Source organism: uncultured Desulfobulbus sp. (assembly GCF_963662935.2).
In the GTDB taxonomy this organism is placed as follows: Bacteria; Desulfobacterota; Desulfobulbia; order Desulfobulbales; family Desulfobulbaceae; genus Desulfobulbus.
In genome coordinates this window covers 751,876-778,615 of sequence record NZ_CAXXTL010000002.1, presented here as the reverse complement: position 1 = coordinate 778,615, position 26,740 = coordinate 751,876, and the positions used below count along the sequence as shown (strand labels likewise).

16 protein-coding genes are annotated in these 26,740 nt (G+C 56.2%); 10 read left to right on the top strand and 6 right to left on the bottom strand.

Annotated features, from left to right (window positions below; all coding sequences use genetic code 11):
• Window positions 1–393: 393 nt before the first annotated feature.
• The 3 genes from ACHZCX_RS07725 to ACHZCX_RS07715 form a co-directional block, all read right to left on the bottom strand.
• Entirely contained in the window at window positions 394–1,404 is a 1,011-nt protein-coding gene (locus tag ACHZCX_RS07725; protein WP_319586655.1) for a lysylphosphatidylglycerol synthase domain-containing protein, read from the bottom strand.
• A 912-nt stretch (window positions 1,405–2,316) separates the two neighbouring features.
• Window positions 2,317–2,913: a nucleoside deaminase gene (locus ACHZCX_RS07720; protein ID WP_319586654.1), complete on the bottom strand. Its 597-nt coding sequence runs from the start codon at window positions 2,911–2,913 to the stop codon at window positions 2,317–2,319.
• A gap of 29 nt (window positions 2,914–2,942) precedes the next feature.
• On the bottom strand, window positions 2,943–3,299 hold the full coding sequence (locus ACHZCX_RS07715) for a DMT family protein (RefSeq protein WP_319586653.1): 357 nt from the start codon (window positions 3,297–3,299) through the stop codon (window positions 2,943–2,945).
• 280 nt (window positions 3,300–3,579) lie between these two features.
• Between ACHZCX_RS07715 and ACHZCX_RS07710 the strand changes: the two genes are divergently transcribed.
• The 4 genes from ACHZCX_RS07710 (at window position 3,580) to ACHZCX_RS07695 (ending at window position 12,333) form a co-directional block, all read left to right on the top strand.
• A complete protein-coding gene (locus tag ACHZCX_RS07710; RefSeq protein WP_319586652.1) occupies window positions 3,580–7,842 on the top strand; it encodes a PEP/pyruvate-binding domain-containing protein in 4,263 nt (1,420 codons plus the stop codon).
• Between the two features lie 165 nt (window positions 7,843–8,007).
• Entirely contained in the window at window positions 8,008–10,884 is a 2,877-nt protein-coding gene (locus tag ACHZCX_RS07705; RefSeq protein ID WP_394708776.1) for a heavy metal translocating P-type ATPase, read from the top strand.
• Window positions 10,885–11,032: 148 nt separating this feature from the next.
• On the top strand, window positions 11,033–11,887 hold the full coding sequence (locus ACHZCX_RS07700) for a hypothetical protein (protein ID WP_319586650.1): 855 nt from the start codon (window positions 11,033–11,035) through the stop codon (window positions 11,885–11,887).
• 128 nt (window positions 11,888–12,015) lie between these two features.
• A complete protein-coding gene (locus ACHZCX_RS07695) occupies window positions 12,016–12,333 on the top strand; it encodes a pyrimidine/purine nucleoside phosphorylase (RefSeq protein WP_394708814.1) in 318 nt (105 codons plus the stop codon).
• Between the two features lie 30 nt (window positions 12,334–12,363).
• Here ACHZCX_RS07695 and ACHZCX_RS07690 read toward each other — a convergent pair whose 3' ends face one another.
• Together ACHZCX_RS07690 and ACHZCX_RS07685 are read right to left on the bottom strand one after the other, a co-directional pair.
• Window positions 12,364–13,026 (bottom strand): HAD hydrolase-like protein, encoded by a 663-nt coding sequence (locus ACHZCX_RS07690; protein WP_319586648.1) that lies wholly within the window; start codon window positions 13,024–13,026, stop codon window positions 12,364–12,366.
• A gap of 141 nt (window positions 13,027–13,167) precedes the next feature.
• Window positions 13,168–16,119, bottom strand: a complete 2,952-nt coding sequence (locus tag ACHZCX_RS07685; protein WP_319586647.1) for an EAL domain-containing protein — start codon at window positions 16,117–16,119, stop codon at window positions 13,168–13,170.
• 271 nt (window positions 16,120–16,390) lie between these two features.
• Here ACHZCX_RS07685 and ACHZCX_RS07680 point away from each other — a divergent pair, with 271 nt between their 5' ends.
• Complete coding sequence (locus ACHZCX_RS07680; protein WP_319586646.1) at window positions 16,391–17,797, top strand: MFS transporter; 1,407 nt, start codon at window positions 16,391–16,393, stop codon at window positions 17,795–17,797.
• A 16-nt stretch (window positions 17,798–17,813) separates the two neighbouring features.
• On the opposite strand, the gene ACHZCX_RS07675 is transcribed toward ACHZCX_RS07680, so the two are convergent.
• Complete coding sequence (locus ACHZCX_RS07675) at window positions 17,814–18,050, bottom strand: DUF2892 domain-containing protein (protein WP_319586645.1); 237 nt, start codon at window positions 18,048–18,050, stop codon at window positions 17,814–17,816.
• A 649-nt stretch (window positions 18,051–18,699) separates the two neighbouring features.
• On the opposite strand from ACHZCX_RS07675, the gene acs reads away from it, so the two are divergent.
• The 5 genes from acs to ACHZCX_RS07650 all read left to right on the top strand — a co-directional run bounded on the left by acs (window position 18,700) and on the right by ACHZCX_RS07650 (window position 26,649).
• On the top strand, window positions 18,700–20,685 hold the full coding sequence (gene acs, locus ACHZCX_RS07670) for an acetate--CoA ligase (RefSeq protein WP_319586644.1): 1,986 nt from the start codon (window positions 18,700–18,702) through the stop codon (window positions 20,683–20,685).
• Window positions 20,686–20,962: 277 nt separating this feature from the next.
• Window positions 20,963–23,611 (top strand): alanine--tRNA ligase, encoded by a 2,649-nt coding sequence (gene alaS / locus ACHZCX_RS07665; RefSeq protein ID WP_319586643.1) that lies wholly within the window; start codon window positions 20,963–20,965, stop codon window positions 23,609–23,611.
• Between the two features lie 17 nt (window positions 23,612–23,628).
• Window positions 23,629–24,879 carry a beta-ketoacyl-[acyl-carrier-protein] synthase family protein gene (locus tag ACHZCX_RS07660; RefSeq protein ID WP_319586642.1) on the top strand — a complete coding sequence of 417 codons (1,251 nt, stop codon included), beginning with the start codon at window positions 23,629–23,631 and terminating at the stop codon, window positions 24,877–24,879.
• A gap of 78 nt (window positions 24,880–24,957) precedes the next feature.
• On the top strand, window positions 24,958–25,209 hold the full coding sequence (locus tag ACHZCX_RS07655) for an acyl carrier protein (RefSeq protein WP_319586641.1): 252 nt from the start codon (window positions 24,958–24,960) through the stop codon (window positions 25,207–25,209).
• Window positions 25,210–25,272: 63 nt separating this feature from the next.
• A complete protein-coding gene (locus ACHZCX_RS07650; protein ID WP_319586640.1) occupies window positions 25,273–26,649 on the top strand; it encodes an FAD-dependent oxidoreductase in 1,377 nt (458 codons plus the stop codon).
• The last annotated feature ends 91 nt before the right edge of the window (window positions 26,650–26,740 follow it).

Here is a 26,740-nt window from a genome sequence, read left to right as displayed (position 1 = left end):
ACTGTTTGAGAGCAGCGAGCGCCGGTTGGTCAAGCCAACCCGCTGTTTGCTCCGCCGGTTCCGTGCCTCGACGGACGGGGCAGTCTCAGCGGCTGGGCTGCCCTTTCTTTAGTGGTGTGGCACAGGCCGCAAGGCGGGTTCTTTTCTTTGATTACGCAAAGAAAAGAACCCTCCCGCAGGGAGATCGATAGAAAAATTTCTAAGATAGGCTATCCGATTCCATAAAAAATCAATATCCTGTCCCTGGAATTTTCTGTCCCTGGAATTTTCCTGTCCCTGGAATTTTCGTCCCTGGAATTTTCGGGGTCTGTCTATCAGCTTCCTACTCTACCTGGAATTTTAAAAAAGTACATTTAACTGACCGTCAAGCACGGGGGAGTCCGTGCTTTGCAGTCAGGCGGTTTTTGAGTGTTCGAAAACAAAAATAACTGGAAGGGATAAGGCAAGTGGCAGCAGCAGATAGAGCAGGCGCCATATAAGCAATGCTGCAATCACACTCGTTGGGGGAACGGTGTCAATGATGGCGAGAAACACGGCCTCCATGACACCGAGACCACCTGGCACCTGGGAAACAAGGCCCGCGGAAAAGGACAGGATGAACGCCCCTAGGACGACGAAGTAGCCAGGATTGCTTGCCTCAGGCAGAACAAAGTAGATGATACCAGCGGCAGCCATGATCTCCAAAGGAGCCGCAAGGAGTTGTCTGCCAACTATGCCAAGGCGTGGATAGATGATGTCTATTGTTCCCACCCGAAAAGGCTTGAAGGTTCGCCAAGATCCCAGGACATAAAGGGTGCATAGGGTCAGGAGAAAAATACCTGCTGTTTGAATGAGCCAGATGGGTAGGGCCATGCGAGGAATGAGATTGGCAAGAGAGAGGACTATTTCCGGCTCAAGCAGCAGTACTGCCCCGAGTAACAGGAGGTTGCCGAAAAGAAAGGTAAACGAGCACATGGCGACGAGCGCGGCGACTTCAGTGGCTTTGAGTCCTTTGGCGCAATAGGCACGGAGCCGCACGATTCCTCCGGAAAGGACCGAAGCCCCTAAATTGTGGCCGAACGCATAGGTGACGAATGAGCACATGGCAACATAAGGCCATGAGATACCTTTGAGTCGATCAAGATGAAGCAGGGCGATCCGGTCATACCAGGCCAACGCCACATAAGCGGCCATTGCGGACAGGCCGGCGCAGAGATGGGACTTGAGTGGGACGTCAAGCACATAACTGGTGATGGCGGCAGCAATCACTTTGATGTCACTCCATAAACCACCGCCGTCCAACAAGGATTTGGTGACAGGATCATACGAGACCTCGGCCTGCAGTTTGGCATACAGCAGCCGAATGGAGCCGATCACGATCAACACGACAATGAGTTTCCAAGCGACGCGGACGACAAATTTCATCCTTGCAGGCATTTGTATTTTTGTAAGTGGCATTTTGGGTATCAGGACCTGGTTCGCTGTGAAAATTTCAAAGAGCGCTGAACTGTAGCGATTGCAAATGAATCTGATAGTTACCTGTTCTCGTGCCTGTCAGTTTCATTGGAGTCATTTTTGCAAGATTTTTTTCGTTTTAAACTTCATCTTTTGCTTGAAGTAGTTAGGGTAAAATTCTTCCTCTGCATTCAGAGGAAAGTGAATTGCTGAATTGAGCTTGTGAGTGGTTAGCTATAAACTCGTCTACTTTTTGATAACTTCCATCTTCGCCTCTAATTTTCTTTAAATATTCATTTTGTTCTAATATCTTATTCAAGAAAAAAGCATATAAGGATAAAGCGAAAGATGTTATGAAAGCATTATATATTCTATAAAATAGAAATATTTCGTCTTTCCATAAAAAATGAAAAAAAATTCTTGTCGATGCCATGAGGATAGCGGTTGTATATGATGTAATCTTGTGGTTTTTCCATGCAAGCATCCCAACCGGTAATGCGTAAAATATTGGAAACTGAATGCGTTCTCCAGTAAAATAATCGAGTGAAAGAACGAGAATAACAGTAAAAAAAAGAAAGTGTTAAGGGTATTTATCGAAAACAGACTTGATCGCAGAGATAATTTTCGTGAACATTTGGATTTCCTTGTTTTTAATTTACTCCTGTTTGGCAGCAATCATCACCAATTCTGAAATTTTTACAGAATGATAACATAATTTTCCATGTAAAAGATGCGTTGCGCATTTTGCCTTCATTATTTTCTTTGGAACCCTCCTCGGCTTTGCCGGGTACAAGCGAGCAGCCTGGAAGAGTGCAACGCACTTCTGGATGTGCGCCGAGGGGTAGTGGAGAATGATACTCTCGAGCCATCTCCATTAAATTCTCACCCCTGCCGTCCATTGTAAACTACCGGGTTGGAAGCGGCGAAGGTGCGGAAATCCGCCAGGGCCTCCTGCCGCAATACCCCCTCAATCAGTTCGATGCCCCGCTTGGCCAGTTCCTCCCGCCACTTGTCGGGCATCGGCCCCTCGTCAAAACTGGTAATCGCCATCATCGCCGCATCGGCTCCGGCAATCACCAGCGAGCGGATGCCGGACCAGAGCACCGCCCCGAAGCACATGGCGCAGGGGCTCCAGTTGACCACCAGTTGATGCGCGGGCAAGCCGGGGCCGCCCAGATCGTAAACGCCTAACCGCTGTTGGGCGAGCGACAGCGCCATCACTTCGGCGTGGGCCGAGGAGCAATTGAGTGGCACCACCCGATTGACGCCGATGCTCATCAATCGCCCCGAATCCCGTTCAAAGACTCCGGCGGCAAAGGGGCCGCCGGTCTGGTTTTCTGTATTCAGGCGGGCAAAGCGGAGCACCGCTGCCATCCGTGCCTTCAGGTCAGGCAGAAATTGAGGCAGTTGCTGCAGTTCATCCGGGGCCCAATTCGGCAAATCGAGCACAAAACGACAGGGCAGGGTGGTATGGTCCATAGTTGTTCACAAGGGAGCGGCAGCCGGGGTCAGGCCCCCATCAACTTGCCGCGAAAGAGGAAAAAGACCGCGCCCAGCAGGCAAAGCCCGGCCCAGAGATAATCCATGGTCAGCTTTTCCTTGAGGTAGAAAACGGAAAAAGGCACGAAGATGGAGAGGGTAATCACCTCCTGCAAAATCTTCAACTGGCCCACGGACATGACGTTGTGGCCGATGCGGTTGGCCGGCACCTGCAACAGATATTCGATCAGGGCAATGCCCCAACTGATCAGGGCGGCGATAATCCAGGGCTTGTGCGACAGGCTCTTGAGGTGGCCGTACCAGGCAAAGGTCATGAAGACGTTACTGCAGGCCAGAAGGATGATGGTAAGGGTGTAGCGGTTCATGGTGGTTGTTGGGAGCGGGAAAAGAGAAGCCCGCCTCCGGGGCGGGTTGCTGGTGTATCCGGTTGACGGCGCGGCAACCGCGCCGCCGGCTTAAGAACGTGGGCTATAGTAGCAGTCTTGGTACTGATTTCCAAGGAAGAACTAGGGTTTCAGCGCGGGTGGCCCGCTTCCCGGCCGCCGGGGATGCCGGTGAAAAACTCCTGCTGACTTTCCTGCCGATCAATTATACAATAAAAAAAGATGTCGCGAGGTTATTCCGTTCCTTTGTATGAGGCTGCCCATGTCCGTTGATCCCTCCTGTCCGCCGCCCCTTGTTTCCGATGCACTCAAGGCCAATCTGCGGGAAACCGCCGCTCCTGTGGTGATCAACCCGGCGTATAATCTGCTGCGCGAGGTTGTCTGCCGTTTTCAAGGGCTTCAGGGAAAACTCGATACCTTGCTCTATGAAATCAGCCATCCGTATCACAACTGGAAGCTGATCATCCCGGAACTGCGCGCCTTTGCCCTGAAAAATATCAACCACTACCGCGATCACGAGCAGGGACCGGAAGCTTTTTCCCTGTTCATGGCCATTTTTTTTGACGCCCTCAAGGATTCAAGCCGTAACGATCAGTTGCTGCAAAAGATTTTGGAGGCCATGCTTGCCTATGCCGACAAGCTGATTTTTTCCTTGGACAGCTCGACTCTTTTTCGGTTCGAGGCGGCTTTGAGCGATTTTTTTACCCGATTACGGGAACTCGATGAAACCGAGCCCCAGGTGATGCTGTCCATGGTGCAGGGGCACCATCCGGTGCGGAAAATGGCCCAAAAGGTCATTGTCCTGCGCAAAGAACAGCCCGAGCGGCCCTTTGATCTCCAGGCGCTAGCCCAGCTGATGCGGACGATTCTCCTACGCAACTACCAGTACTGGCTGAGCGAGGAAGATCCCCTGCCTTGGTTTGAGAAACAGTGCGGCGACTACTGCCGCCAGTGGCACGGTCAGGATCTGTTGCAGGGTATCTCGCACCAGCGCATCCGTGAATGTCAGCAGATTCAGGAAGCAATCGATTTCGCAGCCGATTACCAGGCCGGGCTGGAACTGATCCTTACCCTGCCCAGCCATATGGACATCGTCCGTCTCTACAAGGAAATCCCCGCCAAGATGGTCGCGGCGGAGCCGGGTGACGAAGCCGCTTCTCATTTCCTCGAGAATCGTAAGCTGCTCTTTCTCTTCCGGATCATGGACACCAAGGGGCTCTCCTTGATCCACGAGGAGACCCTGCGCGAAATCAATCGTTCCCTGGTGCAGTTGATCCGCAAGCAGAGCTTCGAGGAGATCGAGCAGTTTTTCGTCACCACCTTTCACCTGCTCAAGGCCAATGTCCGCCGTTACCCGCACACCTCGCTGCAGTGTATCCAGGTGATCGGCAATGAGGTCTTCAAGCGCGGCAATTCCCGCCTGGTCGAGGCCTTCCTCTGGGAGGCGGTACGTTTTGGCTTTCAGTACGCCAATGTGCGGGGCGTCGACGAGGATTGGCAACCCATTGCCAACCCGGCCCACCTGACCAACATCCGGATCTGGCTCAACCTGATCGAGCAGGAGCCCAAATGGTGTTCCACCCTGTTCTCGGCCCTGATCATCAATCTGCGGCTTTCGGGCACCTGTGTCCGCGATACCGATCTGTTCCAGCGCGACATTACCGACCTGCTTAATCACCCCATCGGCCCGATTTACAACCTGGCCAAGCAGTTCACCAAGCTGATGCCGGTCTTTTTCAACGAGATCGGCGCCGAGGGCGAGCTGCGCGACGTCTCCACCGAACTCGACGAGATCCACAAACGCCGCGACCCGTTGATTCATTTCCTGCGCAAGCAGGCCCATGTCGAGTCGAGCAATCTGATTGTGGGTTTCATCGAATCGATTTTTGCTTTCTGGATCACGCTTGAGCGCAGCTATCTCCATGAATATCTCCCCGAAGAGGTCCTGCGGCAGATCGAGACCAGCGGGCCCTTTATCGACGATCAGCATCAATTGGCGGCCCGAATCAGAAAAGAGCTGCGATTCACCCGTATGGATCAGATTCTGGCCTGGGGAGATGACGAGCGTCAGGAATTTCTTGATCGGCAGCAGGATCTCTCCGAGGTGGAGCGGCGGCGTTTTGCCCTCCTGGTGCGGATGTACAAGCTGCTCCATCTCAAGTACAATTTGAGTCTGCCCGAGATTCAGAACCAGTTGCACCACGCCACCAATGCCGGATTTCCCGAACTGGGTCATCTGCTCGACGTGCTCGAGACCAACGACCCCATCCATTGTCTCGACGCCCTGCTTGACGAGTTGGAGCACCTGCAGAAGGTCATCCTCAGCCCGGAGAAGTTCGAACCCAAGGAGGAAATATACTATAAGCGGCATATCGCGGTGGACATTCCCTCGGTCTACGGCCGCTACAGCGAACGCAAGTTCGATGCCCTTGGCCTGACCTTCCGTCTGGAAAGTCTGGCCAATGTCTATTTGGAAAAGCTGTTCGCCACGGTCAACCTCAGCTTCATCACCCAGGCCACCTTTATCCGTATCCTCAAGTGCTTGCGGCTCTTTACCCGGGCGCTGCAGATCGACGGCATCTCCAGCCGCCGTTTGGAGACCTACATCAGTCTGCTGGCCACCTCCATCGGCATCCGGCGGTTTTCCTACACCCAGCATCTCGATATCATGCGCGGCCTCTCCGAGGGGGTCAAGGACATCATCTACGCCTACTACACCAATATCCACCAGAACAATCTGTCGATCATTGTGCCGCAGATCGGCAAGGAAAACCTCCTGCCCAAGTATCACGGTTCCTGGGATGAAAAGAACATGCCGGAAAACGTGCTCCGCCTGTCGGAGATTTTTTTTCGCGACCTGATTTCCACCACCTTCGGCCTCCAGCATCTCGACAATTTCATCGGCAAGGTGATTGGTACCCTCGAGGCCCAGAAGGATCTCCTTGATGAGAAGACCCTGGATCTGCTGATGACCTACAATCCGGAAAAGTCGATCAGCAGCCTGCACGCGGAAAACCTGCGCACCCACAACCTGATTCATCTCGGCAACAAGGGTTTCAATCTGGTAGTGCTGGCCCGGGACAAGATGCCGGTGCCGCCGGCCTTTATCATCACCACCGAGGTCTTTCGCTGTTACCGGGCGATCCGCAAATTTGAGCGGGCTCGAGACGAGTACATGCGCCGGGTACGGGCGGCAGTCACCAGCATCGAACAGTTGACCGGACTGGTTTTTGGGTCGCCGGAGAAGCCGCTGCTGCTCTCGGTCCGCTCCGGTTCGGCCATCTCCATGCCGGGCATCATGTCGACCATTCACAACGTCGGTGCCAACGAGGAGATGACCGAGGAGTATGTCGCCAACCACCCCCATTCGAAATATTTTGCCTGGGACAACTTCCGCCGCTTCCTCCAATCTTGGGGCATGGCCAACGGCATGGAGCGCGAGGATTTCCAGGAGCTGATGAATACCCACAAGCACGAGCACAACGTGCTGTATAAGCGTGATTTTTCACCCGAGCAGATGCGCCAGCTGGCGCTCAACTACCAGCAGGCGGTGCGGAGTCGCGGCTTCGGCATGCCCGAGGATCCCTGGCTGCAGCTGATCGGCGCGGTCGATATGGTCTTTGATTCCTGGCATACGCCCAAGGCCCAGGAATACCGGCACCTGATGGGAGTTTCCGACGACTGGGGCACGGCGGTCATTGTTCAGACCATGGTCTTCGGCAACCTTGATGCCCGGGCGGGATCGGGCGTGCTCTTCACCGCCCACCCTTACCGCAAGGTGCGGCGGGTGGCTCTGTGGGGCGATTACGCCACCAGCGATCAGGGCGAGGATATCGTTTCCGGTCTGGTCACCAGCTATCCTATTTCAGTGGAGCAGGCCGAGATCGATGGTCGCGACGAGAACAAGAGTCTGGAGAGACTTTTTCCCAAGACCTACGAGCGCCTCCTGGCCATCAGCCGGAATCTGGTCTACGAGAAGGAGTGGAATCCGCAGGAGATTGAATTCACCTTCGAGGGACCGGAACCGGAGCAGTTGTACCTGTTGCAGACCCGCGACATGATCACCATCAAGAAAAAAGAGCACCTCAACGTCTTTGTCGATTCCGATCTGGCCCATAAGGCGATTCTCGCCAAGGGTATCGGTGTTTCCGGCTCGGCGATGTCGGGCAAGGCAGTGTTCAACGAAGACAACATTAGCCGTTTGCGCCAGGAGGAACCGGGAACGCCGCTGATTCTCATCCGCCGCGACACGGTGCCCGAGGATATCCGCGAGATATCGCTCGCCGATGGCCTGGTGACCTCGCGGGGTGGCCAGACCTCCCATGCCTCGGTGGTGGCCACCCGGCTAGAGAAGACCTGTGTGGTCGGATGCCGCGACATGCAGGTTTTTGAGACCGAGGAATATGCCGTGATCAATGGTACCCGCATCACCTGCGGCGCCCCGATTGCCATTGACGGCCGCCACGGCCTGCTTATCGAAGGCAACTATCCGCTGCGGGAAGAGGTGCATATTCTGCCTTTATGATTGCAGTCGAGCGATTTATAGTACCACCTAAATTTATAACCTCAGGCGCGATCACGATCAGTTGGTGAAAGCGCCGCATTTTTTTCCGGGTCTTCCATTATGAGCATCTCTGCCCCTGTTACCCAATCGATTATTTCCCCAACCTCTTGTTTAAAGGTCAGTGATATGACCTGCGAGCACTGCCAGGCGCGGGTGGAGGAGGCGGCTCGGCAAGTGGCGGGCGTGAGCGCGGCGCAGGTCGATCTGGCGGCTGGAACCCTGACGGTCAGCGGCGGTGATCCGATGGCAATTATTCGGGCGGTGGGCGAGGCCGGATATCCGGCCGAGCTGGAAGAGACCGGCGAACCCGCCACCTGCCCGATGCCGGAACCGGGGGCGAAGGCTCCGCAACGGCCCGATTCCCCAAGGCCGTATCTGCTCCAAGTAGAAGACATGCACTGCGCCAGTTGCGTCGGCCGGGTCGAGGCCGCCATCCGTGCTGTCGAAGGGGTGCGCGAGGCAGCGGTCAACCTGGTGGAGAAGAGTGCCAGCGTCGTAGGTGGCGATCCGGATCGGGTAGCGGCGGCAATCGTTCAGGCCGGATATCGGGCCTCGGTCGTTGCGGATGTCCGGTCCGCCGGGGAGGAAACATACGAGATCGACATCCTCGGCATGCACTGCGCCAGTTGTGTGCGCCGGGTGGAAGAGGCCCTGCTTGACGTTCCCGGCGTCACCACAGCCGCGGTCAATCTGATCGAGAAGAAGGCCTTGGTGCAGGGCGGCGCTCCGGATTTGGCGGTGCAGGCGATCCTTGGTCAGGGCTACGGCGCTGCCCTGCGGCAGCGGCTCACCAGCGACATTTTTTTTGTTCGGCTGCAACCGCAGCCAGAGGCGGCCGATCTGGAACAGGTTCGCCAGGTCCTCCTGGCCCCGGACACGGCCCTTCAAATGGAACTCAAGGAAGGGCGGTTGCGCATCAAAACCACCCAGCACCCTGCCGATGTGCTGCTGAGGCTCGCTGATATTGGCTACCAGGTAGTGCTCGAGGAATCGTTCGCTGATCCTGGTCTCAGGCAGGCCGAGGAGACGCGGCTGGAAATCCGCCGTTCTTGGCAGCGGGCTCTCCTTGCCGGGTTGGTGGGCTTCGTGCTCATGGCCGGGCACATGTCCGGCCTCTTTCCCCATCCCCACGAGGGGCAACTGTTCTGGGCCGGGGCGGCTCTACTCTGCCTGTTCACCATGGTTTTCAGTGGAAGGAGCTATTTTGTCGGCGCCTGGAAGCAAGCCCGGCACGGGTCCGCCAACATGGATACCCTGGTGGCTCTGGGGACCGGGGCCGCCTGGGTGTCCTCGGCGCTGGTGATCGCCGATCCGAATTTCATTCCCGGTGCTGCCAACAACCTCTACCTTGACGCCTCGGTGATGATCCTCGCCTTTCTCCAGTTGGGGCATGCCCTGGAAACTAGAGCCAAGCGGACCACCAGCGAGGCGATTGGGGCACTCGTTGGCCTGCGGGCCCGCACCGCCTGGGTGCTCCGGGCTGCCGGTCAGGTCGAAATCCCTGTTTCGCTGTTGCGCATCAACGACCGGGTGCGGGTCAGGCCCGGGGAGAAGGTGCCGATTGACGGCGAGATCGTCGAGGGGCGAACCACCATTGACGAATCGATGCTCACCGGCGAGCCGTTGGCCGTAGTCCGGCAGCTCGGCGACATGGTCACCGGCGGCACCATGAACAGATCCGGTGCCTTTGTTCTGCGGGTGACCCGACTGGGCGATGATACCACCCTGGCCCGGATCATCCGCATGGTCAAGACGGCGCAGATGAGCAAACCGCCCATCGGCCGTCTGGTCGACCGCATTGCCGGGGTCTTCGTGCCGGTGGTCATCGGTATCAGCCTGGTGACCTTTCTTGCCTGGTTGGGATTTGCCACGGATCTGCGCCTGGCCCATGCCCTGACCGCCGCCATCGCCGTGCTGGTCATTGCCTGCCCCTGCGCCCTGGGGTTGGCCACGCCGATTGCGATCATGGTCGGCACCAGCCGGGCGGCTCAGTGCAATGTCTTGATCCGCAACAGCGACGCCCTCCAGACTGCCTCGACCCTGACCCATGTGGTGGTCGATAAGACCGGCACCTTGACCGATGGGTGTCCGGCGGTTACCGCCATTTTCCCTGCAGTTGGGAGCCGGGAGCGAGAGATCCTGCTCTGGGCGGCAAGTTTGGAGAGCGGATCCGAACATCCACTGGCCGAGGCGGTATTGACCGCGCAGCTGGAACAGGGAGAACCGCTCCGCAGTCTGGATAATTTCACCGCCATCCCCGGCCGGGGTGTACGGGCGGAATATGCCGACATCACGTATCTGCTCGGAAACCGCCATTTTTTGATCGAGGAGGGGTTGGCACTGCCCGCCGATTTGCAAGTGGAGGCCGGACGCCAGGCGGCCCAGGGTGGGACGCCGGTCTGGCTTGCCCAAGGAGTGAAAGTGCTGGGCCTCTTAATCCTCAAGGATCCAGTGCGTCAGGATTCGGCGGCTGCGGTTAAAGCACTGCAGGCGCAGGGCATCACGGTGGTAATGTGCAGTGGTGATAGTCGGGCGACTGCCGAGGCCGTAGCCCGTGAAGTGGGCATCGCCGAGGTGCACAGCGAGATCCTGCCGGAGGAGAAGCTCCAGGTGATCCAGAGCCTGCAACAGCAGGGCTTCAAGGTCGGCATGGTCGGCGACGGTGTCAACGACGCTCCGGCCCTGGCTCAGGCGGATACCGGCTTTGCCGTCGGCAGTGGCACCGATGTGGCCATCGAGAATGCCGATATCACCCTGGCCGGCGACTCGCTCCTTTTGGTCGCCGACGCCATTGCCATTTCCAGCGCCACCATCCGCAACATCAAACAGAACCTGTTCGGCGCCTTTATTTACAATGTGATTGGCATCCCGCTGGCTGCCGGTCTCTTCTATCCCTTCACCGGCTGGCTGCTGGAGCCGATGTTTGCCAGCGCCGCCATGGCTTTGTCCTCGGTGACCGTGGTCACCAACGCCAACCGGCTCCGCTTTTTTCGGCCCCGGTGAGTCGACAACGGCACCCGCACTTTTTGAGAAAAGGTATGAGGTGGAGTGCGATTGCACTTGCGAACCTTTGTGCCTCAAGGTAAGGGGTTCGGTCCGCGTGGCCCCTTGCGCAGGTCCTGCGTTTCCATTTTTTATTGAGAACCTCGCCATGAACACCCTCTTTGCCCGGATCACCTACATTTTTGATCCCCTGCAGACCTTTTATGAACACGAAAGGCTCTTCCGCAAGATTTCCGTTTCGCTGGTATTTCTTTTTTTGTGCAGTCTGGCGATCATTGAACTCAACCGTCAGGGGCTGTTGCCTGCCGATCTGGCGGTGCTTCTGCCCAAGAACCATTTTTACGCGGTCCACGCCGCTTTCACGGTCATCCTGATCCTTGAGGTCATCAGCCTGATTTTTGTCCTGCCGTGCTCCTTCTCCCGTTCACTGGGCAAGCAGTTCGAAATCCTCTCCCTGATCCTCATCCGTAATGCCTTCAAGGAGTTGTCCTATTTTGCGGAACCACTTGGCTATGAAGGCAACATCGACAAGATCCTGCACATTCTGGCCAGCGGTTTTGGGGCATTGCTGATCTTTGCCCTGCTGGGCCTCTATTACAAAATCCAGAAACGGAGTGAGGAAGACCGCCGCCATATCGACCTGTACGGATTCGTCGCCTCCAAAAAGGCGATCTCCCTGCTGCTGCTGGTCTCCTTCATTGGCATGGGCGGCTACTCACTGTACCAGAGCTTTCTGGGTATCGAGCATCCGGATTTTCTCCACGGCTTCTATACCCAGTTGATTCTCACCGATATTCTTATTGTCTTGGTGTCGCAGTGTTTTCACCCGTCTGCCAAGATGATTTTTCGTAATTCCGGCTACGCCCTTTCCACCCTGATGATTCGTCTCGCCCTGGTGGCCCCGGTCTACTACAATGTTCTCCTGGGCAGTGCGGCCATGGTGTTCGCCATTCTTCTCACCTTGGTCAGTCAACATCTCTTCCAGCAACAGGGGAAGATGTGAGATGGTTGTGCGTTCTCGGGGGAAAGGTAAACCTGTTGTAGTCCTGTGAGGGATGCTGATGGTGTCCTGGTAATCCCCTGAAGTGGGGATTTAATTTTTTTTATCAACAAACACAAAAGAGGAAAATGATGTCAGAATTCAAAGATGTAACGATTGTACGAGAGGCAAATGTCTATTTTGACGGCAAGGTAACCAGCCGGACCATTGTCTTTGCTGACGGGGCGAAAAAAACGCTGGGGATCATGCTACCTGGAGAATACACGTTTAATACCGATGCCAAGGAATTGATGGAGATTCTGTCCGGTACTCTTGATGTGCTGCTGCCGGGAGAAAAGAATTGGCAAGCCGTGCAGGGCGGCGAGGCCTTTGAGGTTGCGGCCAACTCGTCGTTCAGTCTGAAGGTGAAGGAAATAACCGATTATTGCTGCTCCTTTCTCAAGGGATGAGTCCTCAGGGCTTTCCAGGCATGAGTGAATTTAGGTGAGAAGAGTACTGTTCCATTGCCGGAGGAGTTGATCTGGTGAATCGAAGAGGAGATCGGGGGCTTCGGCCTCCAATTCCTCCCTCGTTCCATACCCATACGTCACGGCCCCTGTACGAATACCGTTTGCCTTGCCTCCAATAATATCAAACTTGCGGTCGCCGACGATCATAGTTTGGTCGGGCTGCAACCCTTCGATTGCCAGAATATGCCGCACCAGGGAGGGCTTGTCGGTGAGCTGTCCATTCAGTTCGCTGCCGTGGGCGGTCTCAAAATACCCGGCCAAGTTGAAATGGTCGAGAATCTGTTTGGCAAATATCCGAGGCTTGGAGGTGGCGAGGAAAAGACGGCAACCCTGCTGCTGCAACGTTGCCAGAACCTCGGGAATACCATCGTACACCCTGTTCTCAAAAAGTCCAATCTCAGCAAATCGTTGCCGGTAGAGATGCACCGCCTGCGCCAGCAGATCCACGTCGGTTGAATTCAGCAGTTGGCCAAAGGAGTATTGCAGGGGCGGGCCGATGCACCAGTCCAGCGTATCGGTATCCGGGGGTTCATGACCGAGCGCATGCAGGGCATGTTGGATGCAGCGGGAGATGCCGATTTTGGGATCGGTCAGGGTGCCGTCCAGATCAAGAAGGAGGTTGGCGTATCGCATGGTGTCAGTCTCCTCTCTCTACGAAATTTTTTGCTTCATTTTCATGTAATTTTTTGGGACGGTGTTCTGCTCGCAGTGAAGTTGCGGGCGTGCTTCAGCCGAAGATGGAATAAGGAGGGAGCTGGGGCAAGGAACGTTTCATCAATGAATGGAGGTATGAAGGGGAAGGATGCCCTGTGATGAGGCGCTGAGTCCTGCTTGCAGATAGAGCAGGGTGTCCTGTTCGGGCATCGGCCGGGAAAAATAAAAACCCTGGACCTCGTCGCAGCCGATTCCTCGCACCCACTGCAACTGGTTGCGGGTTTCGACCCCCTCGGCCACCACCTTGAGCCGCATCTGTTTCGACATGGCGGTGATGGTGGAGGCGATGCTCCGGCTGTTGGCGTCGCCGGCGTTGATGAAACGTTTGTCGATCTTCAGGGTCGAGACCGGCATCTCGCTGAGATAGCTGAGCGACGAATAGCCGGTGCCGAAATCGTCGATGGAAAAACGGATGCCCCGTTGCCGGAACCGCTGCATGGTGGCCAGGGTGTGCTGCACGTCTTTCATGGCTGTGGTTTCGGTGATCTCAAACTCAATCAGATGATGATCAATATGATGTAAGCCGAGAATGGCATCGATCGTTTCGACAATATTCAGATTATTGAAGGTTCGGGGGGACATGTTGACGCTGATCGGCAGAACCTGGACGTTCTGTCCTTGCAGTTTGCTGAGGAAGATGCACACTTCGTCGAGGACATACAAACTCATCTCGTCGATCAGGCCTGATTCCTCGGCAATGGAGATAAATTGGTCCGGACCGATGATGGTGTTGTTTTTCCGCCAACGGATCAAGGCCTCGAACGAGGTGGGCTGTTCACTCTCCACGTCGATTTTGGGTTGATAGAAAACGGAAAATTCCCTGAGCTTGAGCCCGGTGCGGATGGAGTTTTCGATCCGGATGTGATTGAGGAGCTTTTCGTTCATCTCCTGGGTGAACATGACAAATTTATTTTTGCCTTCGCTCTTGGCCTTGTACATGGCCATGTCGGCATTCTTGATCAGTTCCTGGGTGGTCTGGCCATCGTCGGGGAAGATGGAAATGCCGATGCTGGCATTGATGTAGATGGTATTTGGTTTCAGCACAATGGGCTGCTGGAGCGCGGCCAGAATTCTGTTGGCCAGGGTGTAGACCGCAGTTTCGTTCTCGATGCTCTCGCTGAGCAGGATAAACTCATCACCGCCGAGACGCGAGAGGGTGTCCTCGCTGCGGATGGTTTGCGACAACCGGTTCGCCACCTCGATCAGGACTTGATCGCCCTTATCATGGCCGAGGGAGTCGTTGACGTTTTTAAAATTGTCCAGATCGATGAAGAAGACCGCCAGGGTGAGATGATCCCGCGCTGCCCGGGCGATGGACTTGGCCAGGCGGCGTTCAAGTGCGGACCGGTTGGGCAGCCGGGTGAGAGCGTCGCTGTAGGCCATAACCGAGATCTGCTTTTCCTTGCGCTTGAGTTCGGTGATGTCATGGAAAAAAGCAAAATAGTGGGTGATTTGTTGTTGGTCGTTCTTGATGACGCTGATGGAGAGCCACTGCGGGCAGATGGTGCCGTCCTTTTTTTGATTCCAGATTTCGCCTGACCAGGAACCGTTCTGCCGCATGTTGCGCCACATCCGTTGGTAAAAGTCATGGCTCTGTTGTCCGGAGCCGAGCATGCTCGGGTGGTGGCCGATGACTTCAGCGGGCTGGTAACCGGTGATCTCGGAAAACGAGTGGTTGACGGTGAGGATACGCGCCTCAGGGTCGGTGATGTAGATGCCCTCGATGGCATTATCAAAAATACCCTTGAACAGAAGTAAATACTTTTCCGCGCTTTTCCGGGTGGTGATTTCCGTCCGGAGTTTTACTCGGGTTTCCTTGCGGCTAATGAGTTCCTGGCGGAGCCGCTGCCCGACAAGATCGGCGTCTATTTGGACCGCTTCCAGTTCGTCGCGCTGGCAGCGAAATTCGGTCAGCAGGCGATTGAACGCGGCGGCTATCAGGGTCAGGTCGTGGTGGCCGGCTTCCGTGTGCACCTCGCTGCTGTGTGCATCGGTGAGGGCCATGTCCTGAGCAAAGCGGCGAAGCGGTTTGTTCTGCCGTTGGTAGAGGAGAGGCATTGCCGCCAAGGCGCCCAGGAAAAGGGTCAGCAGGGTAAGGAGGAAATAAAGGCGGAAGGTGGCGAGCGGTTGGTACAGTTCAGCGCGCGATCCGCAAACACCGACGATCATATCGTTGGCGGCCAGGTATTGAAAAACAAAGACCCGGTCTTCAATGGTTTGGTCAGGGAGGAGCAGGGGCCAGGTCAGGGAGCCGTTGTGTTGCCGGCGGAGGGCTGCGGCCAGGAGGGGCAGAGCGTTTTGCCCCTCCGAGACAGAGGCTTGCGGAACAGAGCCATTGGGTCGGAACAGGCCGGATTGGTCAAGAAAAAAGGGCCGGAGTCCACCGGCAAACTGCAGGCCGCTGATCGTTGTGGCGAGAGTCGCCAGAGGGACCATCTGGTGCTGGTCGTTGGCGCTGCAAATGAGGGCAATGGTCCAATCCCAAGGTGCAAACACCGCCTTGAAGAGGGCCAAGGGTTGCTGTTTACGGGAATCCTGGATCAGGTAGCCCAGGTATTCTCCTTGTTCCAAGGGCTTCAGTTGTTGCAGCCGTTCGAGCAGGCCGCGATTGACCACGGTGTTGACCAGGGCTTTGTCGGGATGCCCTTGGAGCACCCCCTGGCTGTCGAAGGAGAAAATGTAACCGCTCCGGCCCACGGTTTGTGCGGCCAGGGTTTCGAGGGCCAGCCACTTAGCCTCATCCAGGGAAAGGGCGCCGGCTTGATGTTTTTGGTGCAGTGAGTTGAGAAATGTGAGGTTGTTTTCCGCAACAGAGCGCAGCATCTGCTCAAAAGAGGCCTTGGTGGCAGCCTCCACCATGTGCTGCACTGAAGCGGCATTGTCGCGGGCCTCTTGTTCCAGGCGGTCGGCCAGATGATTGCCGGCGAGATGCCCGCCAGCGGCCAAGACAGCGAATAGCGGAACAAGAAGAAACAGTGTATAGGAGAGAAGGGTTTTTGAGACGGTTATCATTGCGTTCCCGCATCCCGGCAGGTAACTGAAACGATCGGGAGATTGTTGAGGCGCCGGGTTTGATCACGGATGCCGTTGTCCTTCAAGGTGCCGTAGCCTCTTGAAGAAGAGGTATTGTCTGGAATATATAGGAGAATTGTGCCGTCGTCCAATACAATTGCGTTGTCATAGGGAGATAGTGGTCTCTTTTACCCTGTGGACGGCTTGATGGGCAGTTATTTCTGGTCAGGGAATGTCCGGGTGTTTTAATTGAAGTGATACGGAAAGGGGGATGTGTTTGTTGAAAGACGGGGCAAAAAGAGAAGGGGGCGTGCCGCTGGTTTCACCTTACGGGTTGCCGAATATCCGCCTGTTCGTTGTTTTTCGAGTCCTGTTCAACGCCAGGTTTTATTATCCTGTTTTTACGATTCTTTTTCTTGATTTCGGTCTCAGTTTGGAGCAGTTTGCCTTGCTCAATACCGTCTGGGCCTTCACCATTGTCCTGGCCGAGGTCCCCTCCGGCGCCCTGGCCGATCTGTTGGGGCGCAGGTTGTTATTGGTGACCACCTCCCTGCTGATGATCGCCGAAATGTCGCTGATCGCCTTTGTGCCGCTGGGAAATCCGCAGCTTGTTTTTTGGGCGTTTCTGGCTAACCGGGTGCTCAGCGGTCTGGCCGAGGCCATGGCCAGCGGCGCCGACGAGGCGCTGGCCTACGATACCTTGGTTGCTCACGGACTTGCCGGTGAGTGGCCCAAGGTGCTGGAGGTACAGATGCGGGCTCAGAATGTCGGTTATATCTTTGCTATGACGCTAGGGGCGGTGGTCTATGATCCCGGCGTGGTCAACCGGGTGCTCGGGTGGTTGTGTGTTAAGGGAGTTGTCACCCAGCAGGTGAGCATGCGTTTCCCCCTCTATCTGACCCTGGGTTTTGGTCTGCTGGCATTGGTTGCAACGCTGCGGATGCGTGAGCCCCAGGGACTTTCCAGGCAGGCAGAGCGCTCTTCCGGCTCCGTCACCCTATGGGAAGTCACCTGTCTGACGGGCCGGGCGGGCGGCTGGATCCTGCGCACTCCCATGGCCCTGGCGATTATCCTTTTTGCCATGACCTTTGATCATACCCTGCGGATGATCGTCACCCTGACCAGTCAATACTACCGACTGATTGATTTGCCTGAAGCCAGTTTCGGTCTGCTGGGCTCGGCGGTGGCGGTCATTGGGCTTTTTGTCCCCAGGGTGGCGCGCAAGATGACAGAGCGGTTTTCGCCCGGTCGAAATGCCGTTCTACTCAGCGGTGCCTTGCTGCTTGTTCTTTTTTTACTGACCCTCTTTGTGCCCTATCTGGGGCTGCTGCCGATGATCGCGGTGTTCATCGGCCTGATGCTGACCAGTTTTTTTACCAGTCACTACCTCAACGAGATCACCGAGTCACACCAGCGGGCCACGGTGTTGAGTTTCAAGGGTTTGGCCTTTAACGCGGCCTACGGGTTCATCGGCCTGATCTTTGCCGGCCTGATCAAGCATTTTCGTCAAGGTCAGGCGGCCCTGCACCCTGACTGGCCGGCGGCTCTCCTGGAAGATCAGGCCTTCAAGGCGACTATCGGTTGTTTTCCTTGGTATCTGGTAATTGGCCTGGTTTTGGTTTCCCTGCTCTGCTTGCCCCGGTTGATGCGCCTCAGATCAGGAGGCCGGCCTTCATGAGGAGGCGTCGGGCCGTTCAGGCTTCTTTTTTTAAGGTCTCCCTGATTTCCGGCACCCCCAGTTTTTTCAGGATCAACCCGAGCGGGCAGAATTTGCTGATCCCGTACTGGAGCAGATTGGCGCCGACAAAGGCCGTAAGCAGCAGCCAGTAACGGCTGACGAACAAAGGATTGACCGGGCTTTCGACACCCATAGCCAGGCTGAGCAGGATAAACGAACCGGCAAAGACATGAATCCAATCGTTGATAACCATAAAAGACTCCCTTGTTGCGTGATGATTAATGCTGGTTGCCTGCTTCCTGTAGGCTTCCCGCTGTGGATCCCGGAATTCAGGAAAGAGGTAATGACTGGATTGTCTCTCGTCAATCCCGGAAACTGTTATCGGCAACGTACATTCCAGGTGCAAAAATGAGGGAAAATCATCCTTTTTCGCTTTGTAAACAACAGTGAAACTGATTGTCATTTTCTATTGTTCTGATGAATAGGAAGGTATGCTATCGGCAATGTGTCTTCCAGGTGCAAAAACGAAGGAGAAGCATCATTATTTTTCCTGTGGACAGCAGTGAAACTGATTGTCATTTTCTATTGTTCTGATGAATAGAGCGTGCGCCTCCCGGGGTTAAGTATTTTTTGCAAAAAAATGCAAATTAACGGGGGTCGCGTGCAATATTTCTTTTCTTTTTTCGAAAAACTCCTGTACTCATTTACTCATGGAATTCTGGTCCGGAGTCATCAAGGCTGGAACCGGAGGATGCACCGGTGCCCATGGTGTCTCCTGCTCAAGCACAATTTGATGCGAGGGAAAGTATTTCAAGTTGGTAGGTCATGTTGGCCCGCGTCTGCGTGGCAAAGGCGGCATGGATAACTGTAACAAGCGGTTTTTACGTTGAGGGGGGAATCCTATGAGTGCAATGGAAGACAAAATCACCAGTTTGCTGGCCGAGGGAAAAGTATTCCAGCCACCGGATAAAGGGCGTGAACAGGCCTGGGTCAAGTCGATGGAGGAGTACAAGAAAGCGTATGCGCACTCCATGGAAGATCCTGAAGGTTTTTGGGCGGGGCGAGCCGAAGAGCTGGTCACCTGGGATAAAAAATGGGACAAGGTCCTGGAGTGTGATCTCTCCATTCCCGAGGTCAAGTGGTTCCTTGGCGGCAAACTCAACATTTCCACGAATTGTTTGGACAGGCACCTCACCGACGGGCGGCGCAACAAGGCCGCTATCATCTGGCAGGGTGAGCCGGAAGAGGATGTCCGGGTCTATACCTATCAGATGCTGCACGACGAGGTCTGCCGTTTCGCCAATGTTCTGAAAAAGAGAGGGGTGAAAAAAGGCGACCGGGTGGCCATCTATCTACCGATGATCCCGGAATTGGCGATTTCCCTGCTCGCCTGCGCTCGGCTTGGTGCCGTGCATTCGGTTGTTTTTGGCGGTTTTTCGGCCATCGCCCTGCAGAGCCGCATTGAGGATTGCCATGCCAAAGTTCTGATTACTGCCGATGCTGTTTTGCGCGGCGGTAAGGCCATTCCGCTCAAGCCCAATGCCGACGAGGCCATGCTGACCTGCCCCAGCGTCGAGACCTGCGTGGTGGTCCGGCGGGCCGGCAACGAAATTGAAATGAAGGAAGGCCGCGACTGCTGGTGGCACAGAGAGGTGCATGCCCCTGATATATCCTCGTTCTGCGAGCCGGAATCCATGGATTCCGAGGATATGCTGTTCATTCTCTACACTTCCGGCTCCACCGGCAAGCCCAAGGGCGTTGTCCATACCACCGGCGGCTATCTGACCTACGCCATGCACACCGCCCAATGGGTCTTCGACCTGAAGGACAGCGATGTCTACTGGTGCACCGCCGATCTGGGCTGGATCACCGGTCATAGCTACATCCTCTATGGTCCGTTGGGGCTGGGTGCCACTGCGCTCATGTTCGAAGGGGTGCCCAACTATCCGGCTTCGGACCGTTTCTGGAAGATCGTCGAGAAGTTCAAGGTCAATATCTTCTACACCGCGCCAACCGCCATCCGTGCTTTGATGCGAGACGGGGTCGGACCCACCCAAAAATGGGATCTGTCCAGCCTGCGCATTCTCGGTACAGTGGGCGAGCCGATCAATCCCGAGGCCTGGATGTGGTATTATATCAACATCGGCAAGGAAAAACTGCCGATCGTCGACACCTGGTGGCAGACCGAAACCGGCGGGATTATGATTTCGCCATTGCCCTATGTAACCCCGCTCAAGCCCGGTTCGGCCACCTTTCCGCTGCCAGGTATTGATGCCGCGATTTATAATGAGGAGGGCAAAGAGGCCGGTCCCAATGAGGGCGGGCATCTGGTCATCCGTAAACCTTGGCCGGGTATGCTGCGCGGTGTGTTCGGCAATCCGGAGCGCTACAAAAAGGCCTACTTCAACCGCTATGCCGACACCTACGACCCGGAGGACGGCGCCCGTAAGGATGAGGATGGCTATTTCTGGATCATGGGCCGGCTTGACGACGTCATCAACGTTTCCGGACATCGTCTGGGCACTGCGGAGATCGAGTCTGCCCTGGTCGCCCACGAGGCAGTGGCCGAGGCCGCAGCGGTCGGCATGCCGCATCCGATCAAAGGACAGGCGATTTTTGCCTATGTTACCCTAATGTCGTGGGCCGAGGAGAGCGAGGAACTGCGGGCGGAATTGCGCCAGCATGTCCGTAAGGAGATCGGTCCCATCGCCACCCCCGATGTGATCCAGTGGGCACCGGGACTGCCGAAGACCCGGTCCGGCAAGATCATGCGCAGAATTTTACGCAAGATCGCCGCCAATGATTTTGGCGATTTCGGCGATACCTCAACCCTCGCCGATCCGTCGGTTGTCGATCAATTGGTCGACACCAAGAAGCAGATGGGGTGATCGGTCCCATAGGCAAGCCAGCGATCGACCGGCCCTGAACGGGCCACGCGATCTAGAAAAACAGACAGGCGGGATGCGATGCATTCCGCCTGTTTTTTTATCGGCTATTCTTGCCGTCATTTTTTCTTTGCAACATTTTATTTCATGGTATCATGGAAAACTTTGCTTTTTGCACTTCACGCTTGCGTGTATTTTTTGCGCCAGTTCGCACCATGGATGAGGGCCTGGTGGCCCCGGTGGGGATCATTCCAAAAAAAACTAACGGTATAACGACGCAATGACTGGTAACGAAATACGGAAATGTTTTTTAGAGTTTTTTGAGAGCAAAGGCCACACCAGGGTTGCCGCTTCTTCCCTGGTGCCCCATGATGATCCTACCCTGCTCTTTGTCAACTCGGGCATGGTCCAGTTTAAAAAGGTCTTCATGGGCGAGGAAACCCGTCCCTATGTGCGGGCGACCACCGCCCAGAGCAGCGTCAGAGCCGGCGGCAAGCACAATGACCTGGAAAACGTCGGCTATACCGCCCGGCATCATACCTTCTTCGAAATGCTGGGGAATTTTTCCTTTGGCGATTATTTCAAAAAGGACGCCATTGCCTTTGCCTGGGAATTTCTCACCGAAAAGCTGAAACTCGATCCCAACAAACTTTGGGTCACCGTCTATGATGACGACGACGAGGCCTTCGTGCTCTGGGAGCAGGTAGAGACCTTGCCCAAGGGCCGTATCGTCCGCATGGGTGAGAAAGATAATTTCTGGGCCATGGGTGACACCGGCCCCTGCGGCCCCTGTTCGGAGATCCATATCGACCAGGGGGCGGAAGTGGGATGCGGCCGCCCCGAATGTGCGCTCGGCTGTGAGTGCGACCGGTTTCTCGAACTGTGGAACCTGGTGTTCATGCAATTTAACAGGGACGAAGCCGGCACCATGACTCCCTTGCCCAAACCCTCGATTGATACCGGCATGGGGCTTGAGCGGGTGGCGGCCGTGCTCCAGGGCAAGGTCAACAATTACGATTGCGATCTGTTTACGCCGATCATTGAACATGTCGCTGCTCTCGCCGGGAAAAAATACCACGAAAACGCGGCGGACGATGTTTCCATGCGGGTCATCGCCGACCATGCCCGGGCCACTACCTTTCTCGTGGCCGATGGTGTGCTGCCCTCCAACGAGGGCCGGGGCTATGTGTTGCGCCGGATCATGCGCCGGGCCATCCGTTACGGCCGCGCCCTGGGCCTGACCTCCTTTTTCCCTGGGGTCTGCGCCCTCGTCACCGAAGAGATGCACCACGCTTATCCTCATCTCAATGAGACCCGCCAACTGCTGGCCAAGGTGGTCACCAATGAGGAACTGCGTTTTGGTGAGACCTTGGATCACGGCCTGAACAAACTCGATCAGGAGATCAGGCGGCTGAAGAAAGAGCAGGGCGACCGATCCGTCATTCAGGGCGGTTTCATTTTCAAGCTCTACGACACCTTTGGTTTTCCGGTGGACATCGTCCGCGATATCGCCATCGAAAAGGGCGTTTCCTTTGATGAGCCGGGCTTTGCCAAGGCCATGGAGCAGCAGCGCGAGCAGTCCCGGAAATCGTGGAAGGGCGGTGATGTTGACCATCTGGAGGGCGGTATCATCGAGTTGGCGTCCCAAGGGAAGAAGGCCGAATTCATCGGCTATGGGGCCACGCAAGGAGTTTCGACGGTCGATGGCATTGTCAATGCGGCTGGGCAGTTAGTGACTGAGGCTAAAACCGGGGAAACCTTGCGCCTGTTCTGCGCGCAAACACCGTTTTATGCCGAATCGGGTGGGCAGATCGGCGACCAGGGTGAGATCACCTGGCCGGAAGGTCGTTTCGTCGTCACCAAGACTTTTGCTCCGGTTGAAGGGTTGACCCTCCATGAAGGGCAGGTAGCGCAAGGCGCATTGACCACCGGTATCCGGGTGGAATTGCAGGTGGCCGACCGGCGTGGCGCCACCGTTCTCAATCACACCGCCACCCATCTCCTGCAGGCAGCGATGCAAAAGGTGCTGGGTGACCATGTCAAACAGGCGGGCTCCGCTGTTGATCACAACCGGCTGCGTTTCGACTTCACCCATTTTTCTCCCCTGACCCACGCTGAACTCTGCACTATTGAACAGGTGGTCAACGCCCAGATTCGGAACAACACCCCGGTGGCCACCGCGCTGCTCGGGCGCGAGCAGGCAATCACCGAGGGAGCCACCGCTCTGTTCGGCGAGAAGTACGGCGACGAGGTGCGGGTGGTCAGCATCGGCGAATTCAGCAAGGAGCTGTGCGGCGGCACCCATGCCCGCATGACCGGCGACATCGGCTTGTTCAAGATTATCATGGAGACCGGTGTCGCTGCCGGTGTTCGCCGGATTGAGGCGGTCACTGGAGCGGCGGCGATCCATTGGATGCAGGAGCTGGCCCGTCAGGCATCAGCGATCAGTTCGGTGATCTCCGGGCCTCTTGATGGCGCTGTCGATAAGATCCAGGGTCTGCTCAAGCGCCAGAAAGAACTGGAAAAACAACTTGGCGCTCTGAACGCTTCCATGGCCTTGTCTGACCTTGATCAATTACTTGAATCCAGTATCGAGATTGACGAGATGCGAGTGGTGGCCAGTCGAGTACCGCTCGATTCACCAAAAACCCTACGGGAGATCGGTGATAAGATCCGCGATAAAATGCCCAGTGGGATCATTGTCCTCGGCGGCGAATTTGAGGGCAAGGCCGCCCTGTTGGCCATGGTCAGCAAAGAGCTGACTGGACGGATCAAGGCTGGCGAACTGGTCAACCGGGTGGCAACGATTGTTGGCGGCAAGGGCGGCGGCCGGCCGGATATGGCCCAGGCCGGTGGCCCCATGCCCGACAAATTGGATGAGGCCATGAGTAGCGTGCCCAGTATTATCAAGGGATTGGGACGGGTGTGAGCCTCTTGTCTGCCACTATGAAACAGCAAGCTGAAAACCAACGGATTGTTATCACCGGCGTCGGCCTGGTTGCGCCGGGTGCCGCTAATCTGACCGATTTCCGGGCTAACCTGCTGGCTGGCAGGAGCGGGATCACTACCATCGATCTGCGGTACATGGGCGTTCACCCGGCCGGAATTTGCCAATTTGCCGAAACCCGCTACCGCAAGAAACGGGAGAACAGCCGGGGGACCCGCGCCGGTTGCATCGCGGTCTACTGCGCCAATGAGGCCCTGGTTGATGCCGGGATCGATTTTTCCACCTACGATCGAGCCAAGACTGGTGTGTACATCGGTCTCACCGAGCACGGCACCGTGGAAACGGAAAACGAGGTCTACAACATCGGTCAGTACGGCTATGATGTCAACTACTGGACCCACCACCACAACCCCCGCACCGTGCTCAACAACCCCGCCGGCGAGATCACCATGAATCTTGGGATCACTGGGCCGCACTACGCCATCGGCGCGGCCTGCGCTGCCGGTAACGCTGCCCTGATCCAGGGAGTCCAGATGCTGCGCCTGGGCGAGGTTGATCTCGCGCTCTGCGGCGGTCTTTCTGAGTGCGTCGGCTCGTTTGGCATCTTTGCCAGCTTTCGCGCCCAGGGAGCCTTGGCCGAGCACACCGATCCCACCAAAGCTAGCCGCCCCTTTGACCAGGACCGCAACGGCATCGTCATCTCCGAGGGCGGTTGTGTGTTTACCCTGGAGCGTTTGGATCGGGCCCTGGCCAGGGGGGCATCGATCTACGGTGAGATCACCGGATATGGCATGAATTCGGACGCCCGGGATTTTGTGCTTCCCCATGGCCCCCGGCAACGGCAGTGCATGGAGATGGCTCTGCAACGTGCAGGTCTCGAACCTTCGGACATCACCATCCTCAACGCCCACGCCACTGGCACCAAGCAGGGGGACATCGAGGAGTGCAACGCCATTCGGGAGACCTTTGCCGGTTCTACCACCACCTGGATCAACAATACCAAGTCGAGTATCGGCCATGCCATGGGCGCGGCCGGGGTACTCGAGCTGGCCGGTAATTTACCTTCGTTCACCGATAATCTGGTGCATCCGACCATCAACCTGGACAACCTCGACCCGGAATGCGCCCTGCCCGGTCTGGTCGCCAACACCCCGCATCAGCTTGAGCGGGTCGATGCCATCCTCAATAATTCCTTCGGTATGTTGGGGATAAATTCGGTGGTCATTGTCGAGAGATTTGTGGCGAACTGAGGGGGTCTGTGGTATTTCTCTCAACTTTCGTTCGAGTGCAATACGTTTATCCGTTTTTTTATATAGAGGAATCGAAGAATGACCCGTGACGAAATCAAGGATGTTATCCTTGAAATCATAGCAGATATTGATGAAGAAGCTGATTTTTCCAGCCTTGATGCCGACGCCCCCCTGCGGGACCAGTTAGACCTCGACTCCATGGATTTTTTGGATATTGTCATGGAATTGCGGAAACGCTACAAACTGCAGATACCGGAAGAGGAATATCCTCAGCTCGCCACGCTGACCAGTTGCGTCAACTACCTCGAACCCAAACTGCACAACGTCTGATTACCCTCGCCGGGGTGACCTGCACCGAGGCTGAGGTTCCCTCAATCTACCGGTTTGGTTCGCATGGCTGAGTATCAGCTCATTATCATCGGAGGTGGTCTGTCGGGGCTCGCGGCCGGTATCCGGGCTGCCCGTTTCGGTACCAAAACCCTGATCCTCGAACAGCACGCCCTGCCCGGCGGGCTTAATTCCTTCTATGTTCGTCAGGGACGGCTGCTGGAAACGGGCTTGCACGCGATGACCAACTGTGCTGCTCCCGGTGAAAAACACGCCCCGCTCAATCGGCTTTTCCGTCAGTTGCACCTCTCCCGCAAACGATTCGCCCTCCACGAACAGATCGCCTCGGAAATTCGTTTCGCTGGTCGTTCCCTCGTGTTCTCCAACGAGCCCGCTGTGTTGGAGGAGGAGGTCGGCCGCGAATTTCCAGGTTGTATCGATCGCTTCCGCCAGCTCAAAAAAAATCTTGCCGCCTACGACCCCTTTAAGGCCGTTCCTTGGCGTTCGACCCGCCAGTTTCTAGCCGAGCAGCTCCAAGAACCGCAGTTGGAGGATATGCTGCTGCTGCCGCTCATGGTCTATGGCAATGCGGAAGAGCATGACATGGACCTGGGACAGTTCGTCATCATGTTCCGGGCGGTTTTTGAAGAGGGTTTTTTTCGGCCGGCTGGTACCATGCGGGAATTTCTCGATCTGCTGGTGCAGCAGTACCGGGACTTCGGCGGCGAATTGCGCTACCGCAGTGCGGTGGCGGAGATCGTCAGCGACAAGAGCCGGATTACGGGGGTGCGGCTGGAAAGCGGCGAGGTGCTGACCGCGGAAGTTGTCCTGTCCACGGCCGGTATCCCGGAAACCATTCGGCTTTCCGGCTGGAAGGCGGACCGGGAAACCTACAGCGGCCGGATGAGTTTCATGGAAACCATTTCCCTGGTCCCGCGCGATCAGGTTGCAGCGCTTGCCCAGCAACGCACCATAATTTTCTATCACAATCAACCCCGGCTCCATTACCGCCGGCCGGATGCCTATATTGACCCCTCCTGGGGGGTAATCTGCTTTCCCGAGAATTTTGCCGGCCTGCCTCCGGCGGATCTTGTGCAGGTCCGAGTGACCAATGCCGCCAGTTATCCCCTGTGGAAAGCCCTGTCTTCAGAGGCCTATGATCTGGTAAAACAGCGTGAGACCAAGGTCTCCACCGTTGCCAGCGAGGAAATTATTGGGAATTATCGCCAGTCCATTGTATATCAGGACAGCTTTACGCCAGTGACCATCGAGCGCTTTACCCGCAAAGCCCAGGGAGCGGTCTATGGCAGCGGCATGAAAATCAGGGACGGTGTCACCCCCTGGCCCAATCTTTTTCTGGCCGGAACGGATCAAGGGTACCTCGGCATTGTCGGGGCGATGCTGAGCGGGATCACGGTGGTCAATCAGCATATCCTGCGGTAATTTTTTTCTCGGGAGCACCACTGGATTGCCCGCCAGCTCTGCTGGATGCGGCTCGAACCGGAGGGGCTATTGGTCGAGAATGAGTCAACAC

What these genes read in the sequence shown, in the direction of transcription:
- ACHZCX_RS07660 (WP_319586642.1), top strand. Translation starts at nt 23,629, where the DNA reads ATGAAACAGCAAGCTGAAAACCAACGGATTGTTATCACCGGCGTCGGC.
- ACHZCX_RS07685 (WP_319586647.1), bottom strand. Translation starts at nt 16,119, where the DNA reads ATGATAACCGTCTCAAAAACCCTTCTCTCCTATACACTGTTTCTTCTT.
- ACHZCX_RS07725 (WP_319586655.1), bottom strand. Translation starts at nt 1,404, where the DNA reads ATGAAATTTGTCGTCCGCGTCGCTTGGAAACTCATTGTCGTGTTGATC.
- ACHZCX_RS07650 (WP_319586640.1), top strand. Translation starts at nt 25,273, where the DNA reads ATGGCTGAGTATCAGCTCATTATCATCGGAGGTGGTCTGTCGGGGCTC.
- ACHZCX_RS07715 (WP_319586653.1), bottom strand. Translation starts at nt 3,299, where the DNA reads ATGAACCGCTACACCCTTACCATCATCCTTCTGGCCTGCAGTAACGTC.
- ACHZCX_RS07690 (WP_319586648.1), bottom strand. Translation starts at nt 13,026, where the DNA reads ATGCGATACGCCAACCTCCTTCTTGATCTGGACGGCACCCTGACCGAT.
- alaS (WP_319586643.1), top strand. Translation starts at nt 20,963, where the DNA reads ATGACTGGTAACGAAATACGGAAATGTTTTTTAGAGTTTTTTGAGAGC.
- acs (WP_319586644.1), top strand. Translation starts at nt 18,700, where the DNA reads ATGAGTGCAATGGAAGACAAAATCACCAGTTTGCTGGCCGAGGGAAAA.
- ACHZCX_RS07705 (WP_394708776.1), top strand. Translation starts at nt 8,008, where the DNA reads ATGACCTGCGAGCACTGCCAGGCGCGGGTGGAGGAGGCGGCTCGGCAA.
- ACHZCX_RS07720 (WP_319586654.1), bottom strand. Translation starts at nt 2,913, where the DNA reads ATGGACCATACCACCCTGCCCTGTCGTTTTGTGCTCGATTTGCCGAAT.
- ACHZCX_RS07675 (WP_319586645.1), bottom strand. Translation starts at nt 18,050, where the DNA reads ATGGTTATCAACGATTGGATTCATGTCTTTGCCGGTTCGTTTATCCTG.
- ACHZCX_RS07710 (WP_319586652.1), top strand. Translation starts at nt 3,580, where the DNA reads ATGTCCGTTGATCCCTCCTGTCCGCCGCCCCTTGTTTCCGATGCACTC.
- ACHZCX_RS07700 (WP_319586650.1), top strand. Translation starts at nt 11,033, where the DNA reads ATGAACACCCTCTTTGCCCGGATCACCTACATTTTTGATCCCCTGCAG.
- ACHZCX_RS07655 (WP_319586641.1), top strand. Translation starts at nt 24,958, where the DNA reads ATGACCCGTGACGAAATCAAGGATGTTATCCTTGAAATCATAGCAGAT.
- ACHZCX_RS07680 (WP_319586646.1), top strand. Translation starts at nt 16,391, where the DNA reads ATGTGTTTGTTGAAAGACGGGGCAAAAAGAGAAGGGGGCGTGCCGCTG.
- ACHZCX_RS07695 (WP_394708814.1), top strand. Translation starts at nt 12,016, where the DNA reads ATGTCAGAATTCAAAGATGTAACGATTGTACGAGAGGCAAATGTCTAT.